The sequence below is a fragment of the Methylosinus sp. LW4 genome (assembly GCF_000379125.1).
In the GTDB taxonomy this organism is placed as follows: domain Bacteria; phylum Pseudomonadota; class Alphaproteobacteria; order Rhizobiales; family Beijerinckiaceae; genus Methylosinus.
Map to the genome: position 1 here is coordinate 995,571 of NZ_KB900626.1, position 23,035 is coordinate 1,018,605.

General features: G+C 65.3%; 24 protein-coding genes. 14 read left to right on the forward strand and 10 right to left on the reverse strand.

Going from position 1 to position 23,035, the window contains the following annotated elements; genetic code table 11:
* Nucleotides 1–2: 2 nt before the first annotated feature.
* Entirely contained in the window at nucleotides 3–1,127 is a 1,125-nt protein-coding gene (locus tag METLW4_RS0105010) for a GNAT family N-acetyltransferase (RefSeq protein WP_018265110.1), read from the reverse strand.
* 174 nt (nucleotides 1,128–1,301) lie between these two features.
* Here METLW4_RS0105010 and METLW4_RS0105015 point away from each other — a divergent pair, with 174 nt between their 5' ends.
* The gene (locus tag METLW4_RS0105015; RefSeq protein ID WP_018265111.1) at nucleotides 1,302–2,339 is read left to right on the forward strand and encodes a polysaccharide deacetylase family protein; all 1,038 of its coding nucleotides are present in this window, start codon (nucleotides 1,302–1,304) and stop codon (nucleotides 2,337–2,339) included.
* 30 nt (nucleotides 2,340–2,369) lie between these two features.
* Here the strand turns inward: METLW4_RS0105015 and METLW4_RS0105020 are convergent, their stop codons facing one another.
* The gene (locus METLW4_RS0105020; protein ID WP_157234904.1) at nucleotides 2,370–2,816 is read right to left on the reverse strand and encodes a hypothetical protein; all 447 of its coding nucleotides are present in this window, start codon (nucleotides 2,814–2,816) and stop codon (nucleotides 2,370–2,372) included.
* A 217-nt stretch (nucleotides 2,817–3,033) separates the two neighbouring features.
* Here METLW4_RS0105020 and METLW4_RS0105030 point away from each other — a divergent pair, with 217 nt between their 5' ends.
* Nucleotides 3,034–3,732 carry a hypothetical protein gene (locus METLW4_RS0105030; RefSeq protein ID WP_018265114.1) on the forward strand — a complete coding sequence of 233 codons (699 nt, stop codon included), beginning with the start codon at nucleotides 3,034–3,036 and terminating at the stop codon, nucleotides 3,730–3,732.
* Nucleotides 3,733–3,810: 78 nt separating this feature from the next.
* Here METLW4_RS0105030 and METLW4_RS0105035 read toward each other — a convergent pair whose 3' ends face one another.
* A complete protein-coding gene (locus METLW4_RS0105035; protein WP_018265115.1) occupies nucleotides 3,811–4,287 on the reverse strand; it encodes a MarR family winged helix-turn-helix transcriptional regulator in 477 nt (158 codons plus the stop codon).
* A gap of 228 nt (nucleotides 4,288–4,515) precedes the next feature.
* Between METLW4_RS0105035 and METLW4_RS0105040 the strand changes: the two genes are divergently transcribed.
* From METLW4_RS0105040 to METLW4_RS0105055, 3 genes are all read left to right on the forward strand, one after another.
* Entirely contained in the window at nucleotides 4,516–5,079 is a 564-nt protein-coding gene (locus tag METLW4_RS0105040; RefSeq protein ID WP_018265116.1) for a hypothetical protein, read from the forward strand.
* Between the two features lie 70 nt (nucleotides 5,080–5,149).
* On the forward strand, nucleotides 5,150–5,758 hold the full coding sequence (locus METLW4_RS0105045; RefSeq protein ID WP_018265117.1) for a copper chaperone PCu(A)C: 609 nt from the start codon (nucleotides 5,150–5,152) through the stop codon (nucleotides 5,756–5,758).
* 414 nt (nucleotides 5,759–6,172) lie between these two features.
* Nucleotides 6,173–7,555 (forward strand): glycosyltransferase family 4 protein, encoded by a 1,383-nt coding sequence (locus METLW4_RS0105055; protein ID WP_018265119.1) that lies wholly within the window; start codon nucleotides 6,173–6,175, stop codon nucleotides 7,553–7,555.
* Nucleotides 7,556–7,561: 6 nt separating this feature from the next.
* Here the strand turns inward: METLW4_RS0105055 and METLW4_RS0105060 are convergent, their stop codons facing one another.
* Together METLW4_RS0105060 and METLW4_RS0105065 are read right to left on the reverse strand one after the other, a co-directional pair.
* Entirely contained in the window at nucleotides 7,562–9,142 is a 1,581-nt protein-coding gene (locus METLW4_RS0105060) for a glucan biosynthesis protein (protein ID WP_018265120.1), read from the reverse strand.
* Between the two features lie 54 nt (nucleotides 9,143–9,196).
* Entirely contained in the window at nucleotides 9,197–9,427 is a 231-nt protein-coding gene (locus METLW4_RS0105065) for a hypothetical protein (protein ID WP_018265121.1), read from the reverse strand.
* A 205-nt stretch (nucleotides 9,428–9,632) separates the two neighbouring features.
* On the opposite strand from METLW4_RS0105065, the gene METLW4_RS0105070 reads away from it, so the two are divergent.
* From METLW4_RS0105070 to METLW4_RS27640, 4 genes are all read left to right on the forward strand, one after another.
* A complete protein-coding gene (locus tag METLW4_RS0105070) occupies nucleotides 9,633–11,441 on the forward strand; it encodes a trypsin-like peptidase domain-containing protein (RefSeq protein WP_026191262.1) in 1,809 nt (602 codons plus the stop codon).
* A 16-nt stretch (nucleotides 11,442–11,457) separates the two neighbouring features.
* Nucleotides 11,458–12,327: a PP2C family protein-serine/threonine phosphatase gene (locus METLW4_RS0105075; RefSeq protein WP_018265122.1), complete on the forward strand. Its 870-nt coding sequence runs from the start codon at nucleotides 11,458–11,460 to the stop codon at nucleotides 12,325–12,327.
* 12 nt (nucleotides 12,328–12,339) lie between these two features.
* On the forward strand, nucleotides 12,340–14,148 hold the full coding sequence (locus METLW4_RS24040; RefSeq protein ID WP_018265123.1) for a serine/threonine-protein kinase: 1,809 nt from the start codon (nucleotides 12,340–12,342) through the stop codon (nucleotides 14,146–14,148).
* A 99-nt stretch (nucleotides 14,149–14,247) separates the two neighbouring features.
* Nucleotides 14,248–14,487, forward strand: coding sequence for a hypothetical protein (locus tag METLW4_RS27640; protein WP_157234906.1), 240 nt, complete (start codon nucleotides 14,248–14,250; stop codon nucleotides 14,485–14,487).
* A 252-nt stretch (nucleotides 14,488–14,739) separates the two neighbouring features.
* Here the strand turns inward: METLW4_RS27640 and METLW4_RS26970 are convergent, their stop codons facing one another.
* Nucleotides 14,740–15,108 (reverse strand): hypothetical protein, encoded by a 369-nt coding sequence (locus METLW4_RS26970; RefSeq protein ID WP_026191263.1) that lies wholly within the window; start codon nucleotides 15,106–15,108, stop codon nucleotides 14,740–14,742.
* A 267-nt stretch (nucleotides 15,109–15,375) separates the two neighbouring features.
* Here METLW4_RS26970 and METLW4_RS28250 point away from each other — a divergent pair, with 267 nt between their 5' ends.
* Nucleotides 15,376–15,519 (forward strand): hypothetical protein, encoded by a 144-nt coding sequence (locus tag METLW4_RS28250; RefSeq protein ID WP_018265126.1) that lies wholly within the window; start codon nucleotides 15,376–15,378, stop codon nucleotides 15,517–15,519.
* Nucleotides 15,520–15,577: 58 nt separating this feature from the next.
* Here METLW4_RS28250 and METLW4_RS0105100 read toward each other — a convergent pair whose 3' ends face one another.
* Nucleotides 15,578–16,261, reverse strand: coding sequence for an outer membrane protein (locus tag METLW4_RS0105100; protein WP_026191264.1), 684 nt, complete (start codon nucleotides 16,259–16,261; stop codon nucleotides 15,578–15,580).
* Between the two features lie 391 nt (nucleotides 16,262–16,652).
* Between METLW4_RS0105100 and METLW4_RS0105105 the strand changes: the two genes are divergently transcribed.
* The 3 genes from METLW4_RS0105105 to METLW4_RS28750 all read left to right on the forward strand — a co-directional run bounded on the left by METLW4_RS0105105 (nucleotide 16,653) and on the right by METLW4_RS28750 (nucleotide 19,840).
* Nucleotides 16,653–17,426: an SDR family oxidoreductase gene (locus tag METLW4_RS0105105; RefSeq protein WP_026191265.1), complete on the forward strand. Its 774-nt coding sequence runs from the start codon at nucleotides 16,653–16,655 to the stop codon at nucleotides 17,424–17,426.
* A 65-nt stretch (nucleotides 17,427–17,491) separates the two neighbouring features.
* Entirely contained in the window at nucleotides 17,492–19,594 is a 2,103-nt protein-coding gene (recG, locus tag METLW4_RS0105110; RefSeq protein WP_018265129.1) for an ATP-dependent DNA helicase RecG, read from the forward strand.
* 111 nt (nucleotides 19,595–19,705) lie between these two features.
* A complete protein-coding gene (locus tag METLW4_RS28750; RefSeq protein ID WP_256377840.1) occupies nucleotides 19,706–19,840 on the forward strand; it encodes a hypothetical protein in 135 nt (44 codons plus the stop codon).
* A 177-nt stretch (nucleotides 19,841–20,017) separates the two neighbouring features.
* Here the strand turns inward: METLW4_RS28750 and METLW4_RS0105120 are convergent, their stop codons facing one another.
* Both METLW4_RS0105120 and METLW4_RS0105125 read right to left on the reverse strand, forming a co-directional pair.
* Nucleotides 20,018–20,725, reverse strand: coding sequence for a glutathione binding-like protein (locus METLW4_RS0105120; protein WP_018265131.1), 708 nt, complete (start codon nucleotides 20,723–20,725; stop codon nucleotides 20,018–20,020).
* A 36-nt stretch (nucleotides 20,726–20,761) separates the two neighbouring features.
* Nucleotides 20,762–21,886, reverse strand: coding sequence for a sensor histidine kinase (locus METLW4_RS0105125; RefSeq protein WP_018265132.1), 1,125 nt, complete (start codon nucleotides 21,884–21,886; stop codon nucleotides 20,762–20,764).
* Nucleotides 21,887–22,008: 122 nt separating this feature from the next.
* Here METLW4_RS0105125 and METLW4_RS0105130 point away from each other — a divergent pair, with 122 nt between their 5' ends.
* Nucleotides 22,009–22,470, forward strand: a complete 462-nt coding sequence (locus METLW4_RS0105130) for a response regulator (protein WP_018265133.1) — start codon at nucleotides 22,009–22,011, stop codon at nucleotides 22,468–22,470.
* On the opposite strand, the gene METLW4_RS0105135 is transcribed toward METLW4_RS0105130, so the two are convergent.
* Nucleotides 22,464–22,829 carry a hypothetical protein gene (locus tag METLW4_RS0105135; RefSeq protein WP_018265134.1) on the reverse strand — a complete coding sequence of 122 codons (366 nt, stop codon included), beginning with the start codon at nucleotides 22,827–22,829 and terminating at the stop codon, nucleotides 22,464–22,466. The two genes, METLW4_RS0105130 and METLW4_RS0105135, sit on opposite strands and share 7 nt — an antisense overlap.
* Nucleotides 22,830–23,035: the final 206 nt, after the last annotated feature.

Genomic DNA, 23,035 nt, shown 5'->3' on the forward strand with positions numbered 1-23,035 from the left:
AGTCAGCGCGCGAGTCGGCGCAGCTCGGTGAGCTTGGCGAGAAGACGCGGATTCTGCTTCACCGCGCGCTTGACGCGGGTGAGCGCGGACAACGCGGGCGCCGCGAGTGCGCCGAGCGGAGTCGCTGGAACGAGCGTGTCGACGAGCGCGATCGTCTCGTCGCAGACGGCGTTCTTGTAGCGCGCCTCGCCGACGCCGAGATCGAAGCGCGCGACGCCGCGCGAGAGAAGATCGCGCAGCAGCGAATGCAGCAGCAGATCGCCAGGCGAGGAGCGCGCGATCTCCTCATCCGCCACGAAGGAGTTGAGCATCGCCGAAAAGCGGCCGCGATGGGTGAAGCCCGCATAGGTCGCGATGATGCGCGCATCCAGCGTCAGCGCATGGACCTCCAGCGAGCCGCCGCAGAGGCCGAGCACGAAATCGCGCATGGCGCCGCTGGCAAAGGAGGGATCCTGCAAGCGCTCCGCCTTTTGCGCGAGCAGCGCCTCGAGAATTTCTGTCGCGCGCGCGCCCGTCGCGCCATGCTCGAAGACGAGCGCGCCCATCTTCTCGAGCCGCGCCTGCTTCTTGCGCAGCTTCTTGCGCGTATCGGCGGAGAAGCGCGCGTCGAGCTCGCTCGCCGTCGCGGGAAGGCTCGTCCCATAGGCGAAGCTCGGGCTCGCGCACGAGCCGGGCAGGGCGAGCGGATTGACGACTCCTTCGAAAGCCTGTGGCTGATTGCCGAGGCGATAGAGATCGACGCCGTTGGCGCGCGCGGCGCGGCGCAGCAGAGCGCGAAGCGCGGCGGCGTCGAGACGCGCATCGGCGGCGAAGAGGCCGAGATTGAAATTGCTCTCCTTGCCGCCGAGAAATTGCGCGATCCGCAGCGGGCCGAGACGCGATGTCGCCAGCGCGAGCAGCGCGAGAGGGCGCGCGTTCTCGCCATGCCGCGCGACGACGATCATCGGCGTGAGGCCGCGCGTGCGGCCGAATGTCTCGTACCAATCGCGCTCGAAGCTGAAAGATTGATAAGCGCTCGCCGGCGCATTGGCGAACAGAACCTCCCAATCCGCGCGCGCCGCCTCGAAACAGGAGAAGACATCGAGCGAGATTTCGTCCACGGAGGTCTCCGGTCGTGACAGCTCCATGAGGTTTTCTTCTCTGAAATTCTCTGTTCTTGCGTTAACCATATCGTCGCCGCATTGCTGATGTTTGCGCTTCTTCGCGACACTAGCAAGGAAAGGTCAACGAGACCTCGAGATGGTGGGCGCAGAAAAAGAAATGCGCGGGGAGGCGCGGCGGCTGTGACGAAATGGCGTCGAATGGCCATAGAGGCGGGCATGGAGTTCTTTCGCGCGAGCGGCGCGCACCGTCTGGCCGAGCCTTATACGCGCGGGCTGGGCGCGATTTTGATGTTCCATCGCGTGCGGCCGCGGCTCGAGCAGGCCTTCGAGCCCAATCAGCCGCTCGAGATCACGCCGGAGTTTTTGAACGCGCTGATCGCGCGGCTGCGTCAGCGCGGCGTCGAGATCGTCTCGCTGGAGACCGCGCTCGCGCGGCTGCGCGCCGGCGAGACGGGAGCGCCTTTCGCGGTCCTCACCTTCGACGACGGCTATCGCGATTTCGTCGAGCATGCGCTGCCGGCGCTGGAGCGTCACAATGCGCCATTCACGCTCTATCTCACTGCAGGCTACGCCGACGCTTCCGCGCGGCTGTGGTGGGTGGAGCTGGAGGAGGCGATCCGGCGCCTCGATCGTCTCGACGTCATCGCCGGCGGCAAGCACATTTGCTGCGCGGCGGCGACGGCGGCGCAAAAGCGCCTCGCATTCGCCGAGGTCTATGCGCAGCTGCGCGCCGGCGACGAGGCGGAGCTGCTTCGCGTCGTCACCGCTCTCTCAGCCGAGGCGCGGATCGAGCCTCACGCGCTCACGCGGCGTCTTTGCCTCGGATGGAGCGAGCTGCGCGCGCTGGCCGATCATCCGCTGGCGACGATCGGCGCGCATTCGGTGACGCATGCGCGATTGGCCAAGGTGGATTGCGCTGCGGCGATCTATGAGATGGCCGAGAGCCGGCTGCGTCTAGAGTCCGAGCTGCAACGGCCGGTCCCGCATTTTTGCTATCCGGTCGGCGATCCGACCTCGGCGGCGCGACGGGAATTCGAGCTGGCGGCGCGGCTCGGCTTCGCCAGCGCCGTGACGACGCGTGCGGGCATGATCTTTCCCGAGCATCGCGAGCGTCTCATGTCGCTGCCGCGGCTCTCGGTGAATGGACGGCACCAGTCGCTCGCCGCGCTGGACATTCTCCTGTCCGGCGCGCCTTTCGTTCTGATGAACGGAGGCCGCCGCGTTGCGGCGGCCTGATCCTTCCTTTATCCAGTCGGTCCAATATCCTCAGGCGAAGCCGAGACGCTGCGTGAAGCTGCGCCACAGCTCGCCGAGCGATTTCTTCTCCGCGACGGAACGGGCGCGAGCGGCGACGGCGCCGGGCGTGATCGCGCCGGAATAATTGCAATCGCAGAAAATGTGATGCGCCTCGCGCATGGAGAGCTGGAAAAAATCGATCGCATCGCCGAGCTTGTCGCCCTTCAGGCCTTCCTCGCGAAACACGGCGTCGCGAAAGGCGATCGACAAGGGCGACTCGTCCTGGCGCAGCTTCACGCGTTCCTTCACCGGCACATATTCCATCATCGAGAAAAGGCGGATGCGCCCGACATGCGCTTCGATGAGAGCGGCGAGCCGCTCCAGGCGCGCGCGACGCAGAGACGCCTGGTCGCGCTTCGCCTCGACCGGCTCGACGCCCGCGAGCTTGGTTATTTCTTCGAGAGTCCGGTATTTCATCACGCCCTCCGTCGCCAATGGGGCCTTTCGCCCGACAAAACAAATCCCCGACTCGACTGAACACATTCGACGAAGATTGGTTCCTGCGGCTTTCCGCGGTCGGCGCCGGCACGGCGACGCTCGCGTCGACGGGCGCGATCGTCGCTCTTGCCGGCTCGGACAGCGCGACTAGATGCTTCGCGGGGTTGCAGGACGGGCTGCAGGAACGGAGATCCTCATGTCCATGACCTTCCGAGAGGCGACAGCGCAAGAAAACGCCGCAGTCTATGGCGGTCTCGTCGATGCGGTGGGAGGCATCGCAACGATCGTCCTCGCCGTGTGCGGGCTCGCCGGAATCAATCCGCCGCTGATGGCGGGCATAGCGACGATCGTGTTCGGCGTCGCTCTGCTCATTCAAGGCGGCGCGATGCTGTCGGAATATGCGCAGATCATTTTTCCCGCGGGCGCGAAGGCTGCGAATTTCGAGCATTTCGGAGGCGGCAGCCTCTCGGCCGTCTTCCTCGTGGGAGCGGCGGGAATTGTGCTCGGCGTTCTCTCGCTGCTCGGCATCAATTCCGGCGTGCTGACTCCGATCGCGACCATCGCTTTCGGCACGGCGCTCGTGCTCAGCAGCAACGCCGTGTGGCATCTCTACACGCTGCGTCATGCGCAGGCGAAGAGCGAAGCCGCGCAATCGCAGAATGTCGGCGGCGAGTTTCTGGCGAGCGAGATGGCCTCTGGCTCGGCGGGCATTCAGGCGCTGGCGGGCTTGGCCGCGATCGTGCTCGGCGTTCTCGCCGTCGCGGGCAACACCAATGATCTCGTGCTCAATCTCGTCGCGCTGCTGGCGCTCGGCGCGACGGTCGTGCTCACCGGCAGCACGCTGAGCGCGACGGTGCTGAGCTTCATGCGTCCGTGGTCGTCGTCACAATCCTGATCGGGACGCTCGTCTCTCGGAGCCGTGACGAAAACGGCTCCGGGGGTCGTCGAGCGCGCGAGCGAGTCGCGCCGCGCTTCAGCGCGGCGTCTGATCCTGCGACTCGCCGTCCGACGGCGTGTCGAAGAGATGCAGAAAGGCGCTCTTGTCGGCGCGCAGCTTGCGCAAATGCACGAAAGCGAGCTGCGCCAGCCGACGGTCGCCGAGCGTCGTCAGCACGATGAGCGATCGGCGGCGATCGAGCGGATCGCTCTTGCGCTTGACGAGCTTGGCTTGCTCGAGGCGCGAGACCAGCTCCGCGGCGCTGTGATCGCGGATCAGCAGCTGCTCGGCGAGCTCGCCGACGCTGATATGCGCGCCGGCGCGAAAGGTCTTGATGGCGAGCAGCGCCTGATAGCGCTGCATGGTGAGGCCGACATCCGCGGCGGCCTGCTCGCTGAAGGCGAGGAATTGGCGCAGCGCGTAGCGGAAATCGGCGAGCGCGCGAAGCTCCTCGTCGGAGGGGCGGCCGGCGTCATCGCTTTCCTGAGGTCGGCTCTCGAGCGCCGTCGACATTTTTCTCGTTCTCCTCGGATTCGCTGCCCGCGATCTTCGGCCAAGCGCCCATGATGGCCTTCGCCCCGCGCGGGGTCAAGCGCCCGCCGCCGCGGCGCGAGGGAAGCGCGCTCTTGCATTTATATCGCTATACGATGTATATTCATCGTGTCACGATGAGCGGCCGATGCGGCGGCGGCGCTCGGGGAAAAGCGCGCCCCTTTAAAGACGCGCGATCGGGAGAGAAGCATGATCGTTCGATTTTTGGCCGCCGCGGTTTTGGTCGGCGTGGCGACGCAGGCGCAGGCGCATGGCGGCGTCAGCATCGACGAAGGCCAATGCAAGATGAAGATCGGCCCCGATCAGATGAATTTCACCGGCTATCAGCCGCTGAAATCGCGCGAGCAGTTCTGCGACGACATTCCCGATGTCGGTCCCACCATCATCGTGCTCGACGCCGTGCAGGAAGAGCTGCGCGACATGGATTTGGAGATCCGCGTTCTGCGCGATGTCGGTCAGGCGAGCGACGACGAGAACCTCGAGCAGAACACGGAGACTTATGTTCCGGCGAAGAAATATCGCACCGGCACGCTCAACTTCGAATACGACTTCAAGAACAAGGGCAAGTTCATCGGCCTGGTGAAGGCGAGGAGCGACGACGGGACGAAAGAATATGTCTCGCGCTTTCCCTTCTCCGTCGGCGAGACCGAGAGCCGCAACATCACCATCGCGACATTTTTTGCGGCGCTGGGACTGGTCGGATTTGGTCTCTGGTACAAAAACTCCTTCAAGGCGAAGCCGCCGCGAGCGTGATCGCGGCGCCTTCGCCGTCATTGCGTGTGCGACGCTGCGATTCCTGCGGCGCGCCGAAAGGGAGGCGAGCATGTCTATCGATCGACGGCGCGTTCTGTTTTTGACCGGAGGCGCTGCGCTGGCTGCGAGCGGCCTTTCTCGCGCGAGCGCTCATGAATATGAAAAAGGCGGGATCAAGGTGGAGCATCCTTGGCTGCGCGCGCCGCGCGACGGCGAGAGCGACGCCAATCTGTTCATGGTCGTGTATAACCGCAGCGATTCCGCCGATCGTCTCATCGGAGTGAAATCTCCCGAGATCGGCGGCTTCGATCTGCATGTCGCTCCACACTTCGCGGTCGCGACAGATGCGATCTTCTTTCCCAATGGATCGAAGGTGACGCTCGCGCCCGGCGGCTCCTTCGTCCATCTCTCCGGCATAAAGAAGATCAATCCCGTCGGCTGGGGCTTCGAGCTCACGCTGGTGTTCGAGAAGGCCGGCGATCTGCTCATCGACGCGGCGATCGACGCGCCGGACGCCGCGCATGCGCATGATGCGGAGGCGATGGAGCGATGGGAGAAGGCGCATCGGACGCCGCAGGCGGGCGATGCGCCGGTCGAGGATCATCGTTCGGGCCATGAGGAGCAGAAGGGGCAGGGCGAGGCGCAGCCGGGCGTCGGCGAGCCGCAACCGGCGCAGTGAGCGCTTTTCCCCACGCTGCTCGAAAAATTAACTTGCGCGCGACGCAATATGTCGCCATTCGATAGGTCAAGCTGCGACCTCTGACGCCTCTGCACGCAGCCAATTCGAAACAACGAGCGGCGGCGCACCAATGGAGAAGAAAATGGCTCTGCAGACCTCTGGGAAGGACATCGTCAAGTCTCTGGCGTGGTTCATCGGCGCGATCGCGCTGATCATCACCCTGGTTCATTTCGCCCCCATCATTTCCCACGGGGGCTGAGCGAGACACTCTCGCTGGCGCTACGCCGGTCGCGATCCGTCAGCGGTCACGGCCGGCGTCCTCGCATTCGGCGGCCTATGCGCGCCGAATGCGCGTTTGGAATTGCCCGACCGGGCCGCTATTGTCCGCGACGTCATAGACGAGGTCGCGCGCAAATGGTCGAAAAAAGGTCGGGAGAGGGCCGTATCGAGGCCTATCTTCTGCAGGAGATGAAGGCGGAGATCGATGAGCTCGCGCGCAGCGAGGTCGATGACGCCACGAAATTTTTCTATGCGCGAGCCCGCGAGTTCTATTGGACGGTGACGCGTCTGCTCGGCCTCGGCCGACTGCATGACGGCGTATGGCGAAAGCCGAGCGACGACAAGGCGAGCGCGTGGCGCACGGCGCTCGCGGGCGACATTCCGCCTCCCGCCACGCATGCGCGGCTGCTCGTCGATATGACGGCGACACATCGCACCATAGGCCGCACCGGCATTCAGCGCGTCGTTCGCGAGATTGCGCGCGCCACGGTCGAGAGCGGCGCCGGAATTCCCGTCTTCATGGAGGATGGGCGGCTCTTTTCCCATTTTCTGCATGATAATCTTCCCAATGAGGTGACGCCGGCCGCTGGCGATAAATTTCTTCTGCTCGACGCCGGCTGGCACCTCACGGCGGAATATTCGCGAATGATCGATGTCGTCGCGCAGGCCGGCGGCGAGACGGTCGGCTGCCTCTACGATCTCATTCCGATCCTCTATCCCTCCGTGGTGACGAATTCCGCTCGTCGCGCCTTTGCGGAATGGTTCGATCTCCTCATTCGAAAGAGCGACGCGATCGTCGGCATCTCCAAGTCCGTCATCGACGATCTCGAGGCCTATGCGCGGGAGCGCGGCCTGCCGTGCAAGCCGGGCCTCCGCCTCGGCTGGTGGCCGCTCGGCGCGGATTTTCGCGCGCCCGGCGACGCGGCGCCGTCGCCGAACGCTGTCGAGGCCGCGGCGGGAGGACAGCCGCTCTTTCTCAGCGTCGGCACGCTGGAGCCGCGCAAAGGCCATGCGGTTGCGCTCGGCGCCTTCGATCGCTGGTGGGAGCAGGGCGCCGATGTCCGCTATGTCATCGTCGGCGCGAAAGGCTGGAATGTGCGGGCGCTCGAGCGGCGCATTCTGGAGCATCCCGAATTCGGCCGTCGCCTGTTCTGGCTGCGCGGCGCGAGCGACGCCGATCTGCGCTATCTCTACGAGCGCACGCATGCGCTCGTGTTTCCCTCCATCGCCGAAGGCTTCGGCCTGCCGCTCGTCGAGGCGGCGCATTTCGGCGCGCGCGCCATAGCGAGCGACATTCCGGTGTTTCGGGAGGTGGGCGGCGACTGGGCGTCCTATTTCGATCCGGGCGACAGCGACGCTCTGCTGGCCCGGCTGAAGGAGGCGCTCGCCGCTCCGCCCGCCGCGCCAGCCTGCGACATATTGTCCTGGGGGCGCTCCGCAGAGGCGCTGGCGCGCCTTCTGCGCGAGGGCGACTATCCCGCCCGGCTTTCGGAAAACGTCGCCCTGGAGGCGCGCTGAGGCGCCTCAGAACGGGTGATATTGGAAGAGCCAGTTCTCCGACAACGCTTCATTCTTGTGCGCGAGGAAGAGCCGCATCTCGACGGGATCATGTCCGTCGACGGTGAGATCGAATTGCGCGCGCCAATGTCCCGGCACGCCGTCGAACACGGCTTCCGTGTAAATGTAGGAGAAGCTTCCGCGCGAGGACCAAAGCACCGGCTCCGGCTTCACGCCGAAGGGCAGACGCTCGAGCGGTCCGCCGAGAAACTCCACCATGAATTTGCGCACGCCTTTGGGGCGCGGCTTGCCGGGCTGTCCGCCATTGCCGAGCCGCGTCGCGACGCAGCGCGCGAGCGGCGTCGGATCTGGCTCGTCGGCGAGCCAATGCAGGCGATAGGAGAAGTCGAAAGACGCGCCGGGAACGGCGGGCTTCGCCGGCACCCACATGGCGACGATGTTATCGTGGATCTCGTCGTCGGTCGGAATCTCGACGAGCTGAATCGTTCCCTTGCCCCAATCGCCCTTGGGCTCGATCCACACGCTCGGGCGGCGATCATAGAAAACGCCGTCGAGATAATGATCGAAATTGCGATCGCGCTGCAGCAGGCCGAAGCCTTTCGGATTTTCGTCTCCGAAAGCGGAAGCCATCACGCGATCGGGATTGTTGAGCGGGCGCCACAGACGCTCGCCGCGGCCGGTCCACATTGCGAGGCCGTCGGAATCATGCACCTCCGGCCGCCAATCGACGGCGGTCGGCTTCTTGGTCTCGGAGAACCAATACATGGAGGTGAGCGGCGCTATGCCGAAACGCTCGAAGGCGCCGCGCAAATGCAGCGAGCAGTCGACGTCCATCACGACGCCCTTGCCGCGCTTCGCCAAGATGCGAAACGCGCCGACGATGGAGGGACCTTCGAGCAGGAGATGCAGCGGCAGCCCGTCTTCCGCCTCCGGGCCGATATAGACATTGGTGAAATCTGGAAACTCCTCCGGCCGGCCGGAGACCCAAGTGTCGAGCGCGACGCCGCGCGCCGAGAGCCCATATTGGCGCAATTCGCCGATGGCGCGGAAATAGGAGGCGCCGAGAAAAGCCGCCCAATCATTCTTGCGCCAGTCGAGCGGCCCGTCCTTGGGCTCCTGAATGCGAAAGCCGGCGAAGCCCGCGCCCGGCGGCAGCTGGCGGGCGATCGAATCGTACGGCATGTCGAAATATTTGGAGTTGTAGAGCACCTCGCGCGCCTGGCCGTTCTCGACCGCATAGAAGCGGACGGCCTTTTTGAAGAACATGCCGAGGTGGAAGAACTCGACCGGGAAACGGCCGGCGCCCGTGGTGAGCGCGTAATTCGTGTCGTAGTTGATCTTGCCCCAGGCCTCATAGTCGATCTTGGAGGTGATCTGCGGATCGGGCTGGCTCGGCGGGCGGAAGGGCTCCGCGATGCGGCGGCGGGCGGTCTCCTTCAGCCGCTCGAAGGAGAAGGGCTCCGCCGGCCCGAGGTCGAGACGGCCGGGGACGGGCTGGGCGTCGGCCTCATTCGCGCTCATTGCGCCGAGCGCGCCTGTAGCGGCCGCGGCCTTGAGGAAGGAGCGGCGATCCGTGTCGTCGATCATGCAGGGAACCTCGCGGGGCGGGGAAGCGCCTGTCGTCGGCCTAGGGTCGAAAAATCAGCGGATAGGCTCGTGGCGGACGGCGGTGCGCATGAAGAAATACAGGCCGACCAGACCGGCCAGCGCAAAGACGATCTCGAAAATGCGGCTGATGGCCGGATCGAGCTGAAACAGGCCGCCGAGCGCCCAGCCGGCGGCCCAGGAGGTCGCGACGAGCTCCGTGCCGACCAGGATCGCGACGGCGACCAGAGTCGACAAATGCACCAGGTTCAACGGTTTCTTGCTCATCGGGCGAAGGACTCCGCGCTCATCGTCCAGAGGAACCTGCTATACGATCGGCCGGTCCGGCGCAAGTCGGCGCCCCAAAGGCCGCGGAACGCCTCTTGCGAGGCGCCGCGCGCCGCTGGTATTCTGCAAATGGGGGCGACGCAGGCGCTTTTATTGCTTTTTTCACGCGCTGAAGCAAAGTCGCTGCATTTTCAGGGGCGGAGCTATGGGTGGAGTCGTCGAGCGCGTCGTCATTCGGCATTTGTCGGGGTCGAAGGCCAATCAGATCGAGCAGCTTCCGATCGGCGATCTGAAAGAGATCACCATCGGCCGCGATCCGACATCGAAAATCGCTTTCGATCCCATCATAGACGGCGTCGTCAGCCGGCAGCACGCCGTCATCCGCATCGAGGGCGAAGGCGACGATCTGAAGTTCAAGCTGATCGACCTCGGCTCCAGCAATGGCACTTTCCTCAACGGCCAGCGCATCTCGCAAGACGCCGAGCTGCTGCCCGAGGACAAGATCGAGCTCGGCGGCGCCAAGGGGCCGAAATTCACCTTCGATCTGCAGCCCCGGCCGGCCAGCTTCGCGGCGCGCACGCGCGTCATCGGCATAGACGATTCCGCCGCGACCCGGCTGATCGAGACGGCGCAGACCGCGGCGTCCACCGCCGTCGCCGAGATCGGCTCGACGTCGACTGAGGCGCCTCCGCACAAGGCGGGCGTCGGGCAGGAGACGGTGCAGCGGCTGATCGTCGAGGAGCGCCGATCGGCGGGCCGCACTTGGGGCGCCGTGGCGGCCGGTCTGCTCGCCTTCATCGCGCTCGGCGGCGGCGCCGTCTATTGGAAGCAGATCAAGGACGACGAGCGCCATCAGGCCGAGCTCGCGGATGTGAAGGCGGACGCCAAGCACGCCGATCAGCGCAGCGCCGCGCTGCAGGGCGAGGTGAAGACCAATCTCATCGGCATGACGCCGCTCGACATCTACAATAAATATTCCAACGCCACCGCGCGCGTCGATCTGCGCTGGCGTCTCTTCGACACGCAGACCGGCAAGCCGATCTTCCATCAGACCTTCCGGTTCGGAAAGGACACGCTGCCGGCCTATGTGCGTCTGCCCAATGGCAAGGTCGTGCGCTGGCTGACGCTCGAGGACGATCAGCGCTCCAATCTGCAGATCGCCGGCGCCGGGCGCGGCTCCGGCTTCGTCATCAGCGAGCAGGGCTATCTGCTCACCAACAAGCATGTCGCCGCCGGCTGGAAGGTGACTTACGATTCCCCGCGTCTCGGCTATGTGTTCGATCTCGGCGGCGGCCCCGGCGCCAAAAACGCGAAGCTGCGGAAGCCTATCGGCGTCATCGATCTCGAATCCGAGGATTACGCCGATCTCAACATGTGGGTGCCTGAAGCGGGCGGCGTCATTTTTCCGTCGAGCGTCGCCATTCCGATCGGCCGCAACAACATCCCCGACATGACGCGCAATGAGCAGCGCACTTTCGAGGGCCGCAATGAGCAGCTCGAGGTGCGTTTTCCGGGCGCGCGGCTCGGCGTCAATGCGGCGCTGGTGCGCGCTTCGGCGGATTCCGACGCTGCGCTCATAAAGATCGACTCGCCGCAGCTGCTCGACAAGGTCGAGCTCGCCGACGACGATCAGGTGACGATCGGCGAGAAGGTCATCGTGCTCGGCTATCCGGGCATTTCGGTGGAGAATGTTCAGCGTCAGGTGACGGTGGAGAATGGGCTGACGCGCGTTCAGAACGAGGTCATTCCCGAGGCGACGGTGACGGACGGCATCGTCTCCAAGCTCTCCACCGGCTATAAGGAGAAGGATGGCGTCACGCTGACCAGCGCCGGCGAGCGCATTCAGCTCTCCGTGCTGGCGACGGGCGCCGGCAATAGCGGCGGCCCGGTGTTCAACGCCAATGGCAAGGTCATCGGCCTGTTCACCTACAGCCGCAGCCGCGGCGACGCGCGCGTGACGCTCGCCGTGCCGATCAAATTCGGACGCGACCTGCTGCGCGCGCAGCGCAACTGACCGAAGGCGAGAGGCGATGGCGACGGAGCGCGACGCTCCTTTGGGCGCTTTCCGCGTCGTCGGCGCGATGCGGACCGATGTCGGCCGCGTGCGCTCCTCCAATGAGGACAGCGTCGCCTATGTCGCGCCGGCGCAAGATGCGCCGGAGGCGAGAATGGGCTATCTCGCCATCGTCGCTGACGGCATGGGCGGCCACGCCGCCGGCGAGGTGGCGAGCGCTCTCGCGACGGAAGTCGTGCGCCGCGTGTTCTACTCGCTCGACGTCGAGCCGCCGCGCGCGCTGAAAGCGGCCTTCGAGGCCGCCAATCGCGCCATTTTCGAGCACAGCGCGCGCGAGCCCGAATGCAAGGGCATGGGCACGACCTGCACCGCCGTCGTCATTCGCGATGGAAGACTATGGCTCGCCCATGTCGGCGACAGCCGCGCTTATATCTTGCGCGGCGGCGAGGCGACGCAGCTCTCCGACGATCAGACGCTGCATGCGCAATTGGTGCGTGAGGGCGTGATGACGCAGGAAGAGGCCGAGCGCAGCCCCGGCGGCAATGTCATTCTGCAGGCGGTCGGAACGCGCAAGGAGGTCGCGCCGACCATTTGGTCGGAAGGACTGCCGCTCGCGATCGGCGACACGATCATTCTGTGCTCGGACGGGCTCTCCAATCTCGTTTCGAAGGCGCAGCTCGTCGCCGCGATCGCCGATCGCTCGCCGCAGGACTCCTGCCATTTTCTGGTGGAGGCCGCTCTCGTGGCGGGCGGCCACGACAATATTTCCGTCGGCGTGTTTCAGATCGTCGCGCCGCCGCCGGGCGCGCGCGATCAGGCCGCGACGCAGAAGATTTCCGTCGTCGCGGATGTCGCGCCGCCGACGCGCGTCATCGTCGTTCGATAGAGGCATGAGGTCATGAGCGACCAGAAAATGATCGGCCATTACCGCATCGTCGAGCTGCTCGGCGCCGGGGCCATGGGCAAGGTGCATGTCGCCTTCGACACTTTCATCGAGCGCGAGGTGGCGATCAAATCGCTGCGCCCCGAGCTGACGCAGGATCCCGAATTCGTCGGGCGCTTCAAGGCCGAGGCGCAGAGCCTCGCGCGCTTGAACCACCCCAATATCACCACGCTCTATTCGCTGCTGCCCGATGGCCGCGACCTCTATATGGTGATGGAGCTGGTGCGCGGACGCGCGCTCGACGACGTTCTGCGCGAGCGCGGCGGGCCGATCGGCGTGAAGGAATGTCTCGCCATCGTCTCGCAGGCCGCCGACGGCGTCGCCTATGCGCATCAGATGGGCGTGATCCATCGCGACATAAAGCCGTCCAATCTGATGATCGGCAATGATGGCCGCGTGAAGATCATGGATTTCGGCATCGCCCGCGTGCAGGGCAGCGTGCGCATGACGCGCGCCGGCACGGCGATCGGCACGCCGCTCTATATGGCGCCGGAGCAGCGACGCGGCAGCGAAGGCGACGAGCGCAGCGATCTCTATGCGCTCGCTGTCGTTCTCTACGAGATTCTCTCCGGCGCGGCGCCCTTCGCCGGGCTCGACGAGGTGGAGCTGCTGCAAGCGCAGATCGGCAGAGATCCGCCGCCGCTGGTGCCGCGCATTCCCGGCGTGACGCCGGAGCTGGAAGCCGCGATCATGAAGGCGCTCTCGAAACGGCCGGAGCAGCGCTATCCGTCGATCCGCGCCTTCAGCGACGCCATAGGCGCGACTGCGCTGCGCATCGACGCCACATCCATTGTGCAGAACCCCGCGCATCTTCTCGACAAGGCGACGCAGACGAGCGCGAGCGCCGGCTCCGCCGCGTCTCTGCCATCCGTCGCTCTGGCGGTCGCCAAGAGCCGTTCGACCTCGTTGGTCCGGCGCTTCAAATCGATGCATCCTGCCGTGCAGGGCGTGTCGGTGGCTGTGGTCGCCTTTGCGGCCGTCGCGCCGCTGCTGTTCGGCGGCGACGGCGACAGCGTCAATAAGAAGCGCGAGCTCGACAAGGCCGAACGCGAGCGGCGCGCGGCCGTCGAGCTCGAGAGCGAGCGTCGTCCGACGAAGACTTTGGATTATGGCCAGACCGGCGAGATCAAGCCGGCGCGAAACGAGATCGACCGTCCGGCGGTTCTGACGAATGATGCGCCGCCGGCCAAGCCCAAATGCAATGAGGGCTTCAGCATCGCGGATTGCCAGCCTTCGACTGTCCCTGGCCAGAAGACCGCGACCGTCGAGCCGGCGTCCCTCGGCGCATCCTCGACCATCGCCGAACTGCGCAGAGCGGTGAAGGAGAAAGAGTTCGACCGCGCCGCGTCGATCGGCGAGGCGCTCGCCAGCTCGGGCGAGCGCGAGGCGCAATTCATCCTCGGCATGATCGCGCTGAAAGGGCAGGGACGGCCGCAGCATCTTCCGACCGCCTTCAAATGGATCAAGAAGGCCGCCGATAAAGATTTCCCCGAAGCGCAGGCGGTGCTCGGCAACATGTATCAGAATGGCGACGTGGAGGGCGGCGAGAATGTCGAGGAGGCCGTGCGCTTGTATATGAAAGCGGCGGAGCAGAATAATCCGCGCGGCCAGTTCTGGCTGGGCAGGGCCTATGAGAAGGGCGTGCCCAATGTGCTGAAGAGAGATGCGAAAAAAGCGGGCGATCTGTTTCGCCTCGCCAAGGCGCAGGATTTTCCGGGCGCCGCGGAGGCGCTGGAGGCGCTCCGCAAATCCGGCAAATATTGACGCTGCGGCACGGCCGGATCAGTAATCCGCCTTGCCGAGCCCCGTCGCGCTGCTAGCGGCGCTTCCGCCGTTTCCACTCTTGTCGCCGCCGCCGCTCGCATGGCCGCCGCCATCATCTCGATGGCTGCGTCGCGATGCGTGTCGCGAGCCGCCGTCGCTGCGATGGACGTGCTGGCGCGGCGGAGGCCGACGCGTGCGATAGGGATAGCCGCCGCCATTGCCGCCGCCGCGCATCGCCCGACGCGCCAGCTCGGCCGCAATTCCGAAAAACTCGGCTTGAGCGCGAGCGGGCCCGGCATCGAGCGCGGCGATCGGCAAAGCGAAAAGCCCCAACAATAGAGCGCGGCGGGAGAGCTTCGGCGAAGCCGCAGTATCGGATGCGTCGCCGATCAAATCGCCCTTATGTTCGTCGATCATCTTCGTCAGCCTGAAAAAGTCCCCGGCTGAACTATCGGGCGCGGTCTCGACATTGTCAAACGAGCATTCGCGCGAGGCGGCGCATCATCCAAAGACGTATGGCGCGACGTTTTTTCGCCCATCGCGCCATACGTTCGTCAGCGGCTCGTCACGCGCCGCGCGGCGGGGAGAGCCTCACCAGCCCCAGCCGCCGCCCCAGCCGCCGAAGCTGGCGCCGACGAGGCCATAGCCGGCGCCGTAGCCGCCATAGCCGGCATAGCCGTATGGGTAGGCGTAGCCATAGGAGTAGGCGGGATAGGCGACCACCGGCGTCGCCACCACCTCGGGCTGCGACACATAGACGGTCCGGCGCTCGACGATGCGGCGCACATAGCTCGTCCTGTGCTCGCAATTCGGCTGTTCCGATTTCGGCGGCTCATACTCGGTTTTCTCTTCGCAGATTTGCCGACAGCGCTTCTCCTTGGCGACGGCGGCGTCGACGCCGAGCATGCCGATGACGAGCGCCGCGGCGCCGACGATCGATAATCTGACGACTGTGCTCATGATGCGGTTCTCCTTCGTCTGCGCTTGGAACGAATATGCGCGAACGCGGTTGAACCTATGTCGCCGATCCGCAGCGGCGAGTGCGTTTCTTCGTTGCGACGCTTTTTGATGAAAATCAAATTCGTCGCGTTTTGTCTGAGATTTTCGTGATTGCGGTCGATTGACGCTGCGGCCCCGCGCGCGCTCGTCGCGCAGAGTCGCGAAGCCTAATCTCTCATGCAAGCCTGGCGTCTCGAATTATCGCACAGGCGACTGGAGGAGTCGGCAATGTCCACTTATGGAGCCAATGATCCGATCGTTTTCGCTTTGCTCGCCGAAGCCGTGGTGATCGCCGTCGTCGCCGTGTCGATCGTCGGCTACCTGCTTTTCAAAGCGAGCGCGCGCGCCTTGAGCAAGCCGCACGCGCATTGAAGAGTCGAATGCGAGCCGAGCCGACCCCGTCTTTCGACGGGATCGGCGCTGTCATGGACTAGAAGTGATAATTGAGGCCACCGCGGATCGTCGACGTATCGATATTCGTCTGCAGCGAATTGGCCGAGAAATCGAAATAGCGATCGCCGCCGATAGAGGTGAAGAGATATTCCGCCTTGGCCGAGAGATTGGGCGCGAGGCCGAATTCGATGCCCGCGCCGAGCGCCCAGCCGGCGGTGAATTTCGACTGCTGGCCGTAGAAGCCCTGGAAGGCGTTGTTCACGCTCGCCGTCGTGTTGCTGCCGGCGAAGCCGCCGGTGACGAACAGCAGAGCGCGATCGATGGTGACGCCGGCGCGCGCGCGAATGGTGAGCGTGTTGTCGACGGAGCCATTGCCGGAGACGCCGGCGAAAGGCGAGCGTCCGTCCTTCGAGCTGTTGAAGTCGAAGTCGCCTTCGACGCCGACGAGGAAGTTGGGCGCGAAGGTGAGATTATAGCCGGCCGTGCCGCCGACGACCCACCCATTGGGATTGCCGAGCAGATTGCTGCTGCCGTTCTGGAACGAGCCCAGCGCATAGCCGCCGTTGATGCCGATATAGAAGCCCTGCCAGGTGAAGGCGGGCGGCGGGCTGTAATAATCGGTGGCGGGGGCGGAGCGCCGCGGCAGATCGGCGGCGAGGGCGGAGGCGCCGGCGCAGAGCAGAGCGGGCGCCAGCAGCGCAGGAAGCAGCATAGGTCTCATCGAACTCGACTCCACATTCGCGCGCCTTAAGGGCCTTCGGCTCGCGGTCACAAAACTCGGCGCAGGCGAGGGGCAAGGCCCAGCCAGAGCTCAGTCGAATTAAAATCGTTCACGTTAACGGAACCTTTCCGCGCCCGAGCCCGCGCTGCGGGCGAAGCAAAACCACGATGCGCTGGAATGTATTGATTGTGTCGAAACCATGTTATATTTAGCATTAACCGAGCCATTCTGGCCATTATCCATTTTGAATTGGATCATCACGTCGCATAGAGGCGTTCAGATTGCCTAATAATCGGTAAATTCAGCCGCGGTTACGTCTCGAGGGGCGCATTGACCGCGCCGGCGCGGCGTGAGAATTGCCTTTCACGGCGGCATGATGGGGATTCGGGCGATGAGCGCTGGCGGCGCAGGCGGTTCGGGGCCGGTTCTGGTGACGGGCGCGGCGCGGCGCATCGGCTTGGCGATCGCCGCTCGGCTGGCGCATTGCGGGCGCCCTGTGGTGCTGCACGCCTCGCATCGCTCCATAGAGGAGGCGGAGCTCGCCGCAGAGGCGATCCGCGCCAAGGGCGGCCGTGCGGCGGTGGTCGGCGCCGATCTCTCCGACGCGCGCGAGACCGAGGCGCTGATGGGGCTCGCCGCGCGCGCTTTCGGTCCGGTGACGCTGCTCGTCAACAACGCCTCGGTGTTCGAGCTCGACGCTGCGCAGGATTTCTCGGTCGAGGTGTTCGATCGGCAATTCGCGGTCGATCTGCGCGCGCCGCTGCTGCTGGCGCGCGACATGGCCGCGCAATTGCCGCAGGAGGCGGAAGGCGCGATCGTCAACATCGTCGATCAGCGCGTGTTTCGCCTGACGCCGCGCTACTTCACCTATACGTTGGCGAAGTCCGCGCTTTGGACGGCGACGCGCACAATGGCGCAGGCTTTCGCGCCGCGCATTCGCGTCAACGCCGTGGGGCCGGGGCCGGTGTTTCCCAACGCCGTCCATGGTCAGAAGGGCTTCGAGACGGAAGCGCGCGGCGTGCCGTTGCGCCGGCCGGCGGATGTATCCGGCGTCGTCGACGCGGTGGTGTTCCTCGCCGAGGCGCGCAGCGTCACTGGGCAGATGATCGCCGTGGACGGCGGCCAGCATCTCGCCTGGGAGACGCCGGACGTGCTGCCGGATTAGCGCGTCGCCGGGCAATCGGCGTCGGCGGGCATGACAAATCCGCGCGGATAAGGGAAAAGGCGCGAATGCGTCCCTCGATCCTCGATCCGCTGTTCGGCCGCGCCGCCGCCCTTCCGGGCATAGGCCCAAAGACGGCCAAGCATTTCGACCGGCTGCTCGCCCGGCCGGGCAAGGAGACGCGTCTCATCGACGTGCTGTTTCATCTGCCGATCAATCTCGTCGACCGCAGCCTGCGCCCCGCCATCGCCGAGGCGCCGACAGATCGCGTCGTCGTGCTGAAGGTGCGCGTCACCGAGCATCGCAAGCCGCAGGGGCGCTACGCCAAGGCGCCGTTCAAAGTCCATGTCGAGGACGACACTGGCGACGCCGAGCTGGTCTTCTTCCTCTCCAACGCCGATTGGATCGAGCGCAGCCTTCCCATAGGCGCGACGCGCTGGGTTTCCGGCAAGATCGAGCTCTATGACGGGCGCCGGCAGATCGTGCATCCCGATCGCGTGCTGGACGAGGCGGGCCTCGCCAAGCTGCCGCCGGCGGAGGCGGTGCACGGCCTCACGGAAGGGCTGCAAGAGCGCTTCGTGCAGCGCGCCGTCGCCGGAGCGCTGGAGCGCTTGCCCAAGCTGCCGGAGTGGCAGGACGCTTCGGTGCTTGCCGCCAATGGCCTTCCCGATTTCGCGAGCGCGCTCGCCGCCGCGCAGAATCCGAAATCGCCGGCCGACATAGAGCCGGCCAGCAAGGCGCGTCAGCGCCTCGCGCTGGACGAGCTGCTGTCGCAGCAATTGGCGCTGCGTCTCATCCGCTCGAAGATGCGGCGCGAGCCGGGCCGCGAGAACGCCGGCGACGGACGCATCACGCGCATCATAGAAGCCGCGCTACCCTATGCGCTCACCGGCGCGCAGCAGCGCGCGCTCGTCGAGATACGCGAGGATTTGGCGTCTTCGCGACGCATGTTGCGGCTGCTGCAGGGCGATGTCGGCGCCGGCAAGACCATTGTCGCGCTGCTGGCGATGGCGAGCGTCGTCGAATGCGGCAGACAAGCCGCGCTGATGGCGCCGACGGAAATTCTCGCGCGCCAGCATTATGAGCGCCTGCTGCCGCTCGCCGAAGCGGCGGGCCTGCGCCTCTGCCTGCTCACGGGAAGAGCCAAGCCCTCCGAGCGCGCGCGTCTCTATGAGACCATTGCGGCCGGAAATGTCGATATCGTCATCGGCACGCACGCTCTGGTGCAGAGCGAGCTCGCCTTCGCCGATCTCGGCCTCGCGGTCGTCGATGAGCAGCATCGTTTCGGCGTGCAGCAGCGTCTCGCGCTCGGCGCCAAGGGCGAAAGCGTCGATGTTCTGGTAATGACGGCGACGCCGATTCCGCGCTCGCTGGCGCTCACCTATTTCGGCGATATGGACAGCTCCATTCTCGACGAGAAGCCGCCCGGCCGCTCGCCCATCGAGACGCGCGCGCTGCCGGTGTCGCGCATCGGCGATGTGGTGGAGGGCGTGAGCCGCGCTCTCGCTTCGGGCGCACGCGTCTATTGGGTGTGCCCGCTGGTGGAGGAGAATGAAGACCTCGATCTCGCCGCCGCGCAGGATCGTCACGAGGATCTGACGCGCATTTTCGGCGAGATCGTCGGCCTCGTTCACGGCCGTATGAAAGCGCCCGAGCGCGACGCCGCAATGGAGGCGTTCAAGCAGGGCGAAACGCGCATACTCGTCGCCACCACTGTCATAGAGGTCGGCGTCGATGTGCCGGAGGCGACGGTCATGGTGATCGAGCACGCCGAACGCTTCGGCCTCGCGCAATTGCATCAGCTGCGCGGGCGCGTCGGGCGCGGCTCCGGCAAATCCTCCTGCCTTCTGCTCTACAAAGGCCCGCTCGGCGAGACGGCCAAGGCGCGGCTCGTCATGCTGCGCCAGACCGAGGACGGCTTCCGCATAGCGGAGGAGGATTTGCGCCTGCGCGGGGAAGGAGAAATTCTCGGCGCGCGGCAATCCGGCCTGCCGGGCTTCCGCCTGGCCGATCTCTCGGCCCATGCTCGGCTGCTGGCCATAGCGCGCGACGATGTCGAGCTGACCCTGCGCCGCGACCCGGACCTCTCCGGCCCGCGGGGCGAGGCGCTGAGGGTTCTGCTCTATCTCTTCGAGCGCGACGAGGCGGTGAAGCTGCTGCGGGCGGGATGATCGCCGGGGCCTTTATCGCGCGCGCCATTGCGCGTAAATTCCAGACCCGAGCCGCGGCGCGGCGAAAATGAAAAAAAAGCGGGCGGCGAGCGCCCGCAAAGGGAGAGCGAATTGTCCTATCTGCACACGATCTGGAGCCAATTGTCGTGGAGCGACAAATGGGTCCTCGGCATAAACGTCTTTCTCGCCGTCGTTTTCTTCGCCTCCTGGCGGAACAAGAAGCGCCGCCAGAAGCAGGGGGAGTGATACGACTTCCGTTCGATCCATTCGGATTCAACATCCATCCCTCGCCCTGAGGAGCCCGCGAAGCGGGCGTCTCGAAGGGCGGCCGCTGCGTGGCGCTGGATCGTCCTTCGAGGCTTTTTGCGCGCCGCAAAAAGCGCCTCAGGACGAGGGGGGATTGTATTCGCCGCGCCGAAACGCTCAGCCGGCGCCGCGCAGGCTCGCGGCCGTCTGGCCGAAGAGGATTTTGCGCTCCTCTTCCGTGAAGCCGTCGCGCGGGCGGGAGAGGATCTCGCCTTTCGCATAGGCGCGCTCGACCGCCGGCCGCGCGCGCATCGTCTCGAGCCAGCGCCGCACATTGGGAAAATCGTCGAGATTTTGTCCCTGCCGCTCATAAGGAACGATCCAGGGATAGGCGGCCATATCGGCGATGGAATAGTCATCGGCGATGTAGTCTCGCCCCGCGAGGCGCTTGTCCAGCACGCCATAGAGGCGATTGGTCTCGTTCACATAGCGATCGATCGCGTAAGGAATCTTCTCCGGCGCATAATTGCGGAAATGATGGTTCTGGCCGGCCATGGGGCCGAGCCCGCCGACCTGCCAGAACAGCCATTCGAGAGCGCGCGCGCGGCCGCGCAGATCGCTCGGCAGAAAGCGCCCCGTCTTCTCGGCGAGATAGACGAGGATCGCGCCGGATTCGAACAGCGAGACGGCCGCGCCGCCGTCCGCCGGCGCATGGTCGACGATGGCCGGCATGCGATTATTCGGCGAGATGGCGAGAAAGGCCGGAGCAAATTGCTCGCCTTTCGAAATGTCGACGGGGACGATTTTATAGGCGAGCCCCGCCTCCTCGAGAAAGATCGTTATCTTGTGGCCATTGGGCGTGGGCCAAAAATGGAGGTCGATCATATGAGGTCTCCGTGTCGCGCGAGGGCGCGCTGCTCGCTATTCGCTTTTCCCATTATTCGTTCTTCCCGCCGGAATCGTGACAAAGAAAGTCGATCCTTGTCCCGGCTGCGATGTCACGGACAGCCGCCAGCCATGACGATCGGCGATGGATTTGCAGATCGCGAGTCCTATACCGGTGCCGGGATATTTGCCTTTCGGATGCAGCCGCTTGAACGGCTCGAAGACGAGCTGCGCATATTTGCTTTCGAAGCCGATGCCATTGTCGGCGAAAGCCACGACGATTTCGCGCTCGTTCTGCGTCGCTTGGATGACGATCTCCGGCGCGTGATCGGGCTTGCGATATTTGAGCGCGTTGGAGACGATATTATGCGTCAGCCGCGCGAATTGCGAGCGGTCGGCGCGAAAAGCGACATGCGGCGCGTCTATGCGCAGGCGGGCGCCGCTCTCCGCGATCGCCTCGGAGAGATCGTCGATGGCGAGGTCCAGCTCGTCGCGCAGATCGAGGTCCTGCACATTCTGCGCATCATTGATCGCGCGCGAATAGGTGAGGAGATCGTCGACCAGCTCGCGCGCGCGCAGCGCCGAGGAGCGCATCACGCTATTGGCGTAGCTCATGTCGTTCTCATTGGCGCTGGAGATCGCCTGCTCGAGAATATCCGCGAATGCGGCGATCTTGCGCAGCGGCTCCTGCAGATCATGCGAGGCGACATAGGCGAATTGCGCCAGACGCTCATTGGCGCGCTCCAGCTCCGCCGCGCGCTGCGACAGCGCGTTCTCCGCCTCGCGCCGCGCGGTGATGTCGAGCACGGTCGCCAGCACGACCGCGCCGCTCTCGCTCTCGATCGGCGTCAGGCCGATCTCGACCGGAAACTCGCTGCCGTCGCGCCGCGTCGCCTTCAAATCGCGGCCGGCGCCCATCGGCCGCTTGCTCGGATGAGCGAGGAAGCTCTGGCGCAAGGAGGAGTGCGCCGCCCGCATGCGCGCCGGGACGAGAATATCGATGGACTTTCCAACCAGTTCGTCGCTACGATAACCGAACATACGCTCGGTCTCCGCGTTGACGAATTGAATGAGTCCATCGGCGCTGCTGACGATCATGGCGGCAGGCGCCGACTCTACCGCGAGGCGAAAATGATCGTCGCCTATGCTGTCGAAGCTCATCCTCGCACCCCTCGTCGCGCGCATCTGTCAGCGCTCGTTGCTGCGCGCGGGGCGACCGCATCCTATCTGATAGGAGACAGCGTCTGAGAAAACGAGCGCAAGTCGAGAAGATGGGGATTGTGATGTCCGCTGTCGAGACGAAGAATCGGGCCTGCCGCGTATTGATCATCGAGGACGATCAAGACGACGTCTTCCTGTTCAAGCGCGCCCTCGATTCCGTGCGCTCCTTGCTGGAGCGCGACATAGAATGCGAGCAGGTCGACAATGGGCTGGACGCGATCTTTCTCGTCTCGCGCGAGGAGATCACCGACAAGCTCCCGGATGTGCTGGTGCTGGACCTCAACATGCCGCGCCTCGACGGCGTGAAGTTCCTGAAGTCGCTGCGCCGCTCGCTGCTGCTGAAGGAGCTGCCGGTTTTCGTGCTGACGACCTCCACCGCGCCGTCGATCCATGAGGAGGCGATGCGGGCCGGCGCCGACAAGGTGTTCGTCAAGCCCAATGACGCCGAGGCGCTGCTCGCCATCGCGCTGGAGATCGTGAGCTCGGCGCTGGAGCGGCGCGGCGAGCCGGCGACGCGTCAGTAATACCAGAGCCCGTCGTGCAGCCCGCGCGGCGAGGGCGGCGGCGCCTGGCGCGGCGGCGGATTGACGTAATCCCCGTAGTAGCCGCCGCCATATGGCGCTCCATAGCCGTAGGGCGCCGGGCCGCCGGCGTTCTGGCCGGGGGGAGGGGCGTGTCTCTGCCGCTCGCGCTGACGCCGGCGCTGCTCATAGGCGTGCTTGCGCGCCTCCCACAGATCGCGTCGCTGCTCGGCGGCCTGCGCGCGCGAAGGCCCCGCGCCGCCCTCGCGCTGGCGGTCCCGCGCGAATGGCTCCGCGCGCGCCGAGGCCGCGACTGCGACGCCTGCGAAGACGATCGATGCGACGAGCAGGGCTTTCGACATGGGACGCCTCCGATTGCAAATGAAAGCCTAGTCTAGACCATGGCGCGGCCGCTGGCCGGCGGCGCGAGCGGATGTGGTTAAGGTCGTCTCTCGCGCTCGCGCGCGCAGCAACACTTTCTTCAGCCTTTGCTGGAAATGTCACAAATCTCGCCGCTCGAGGCGGCGGGCCGTTTTTCGCGATTGTGATGCGAAAGCTTCTTTGTGGA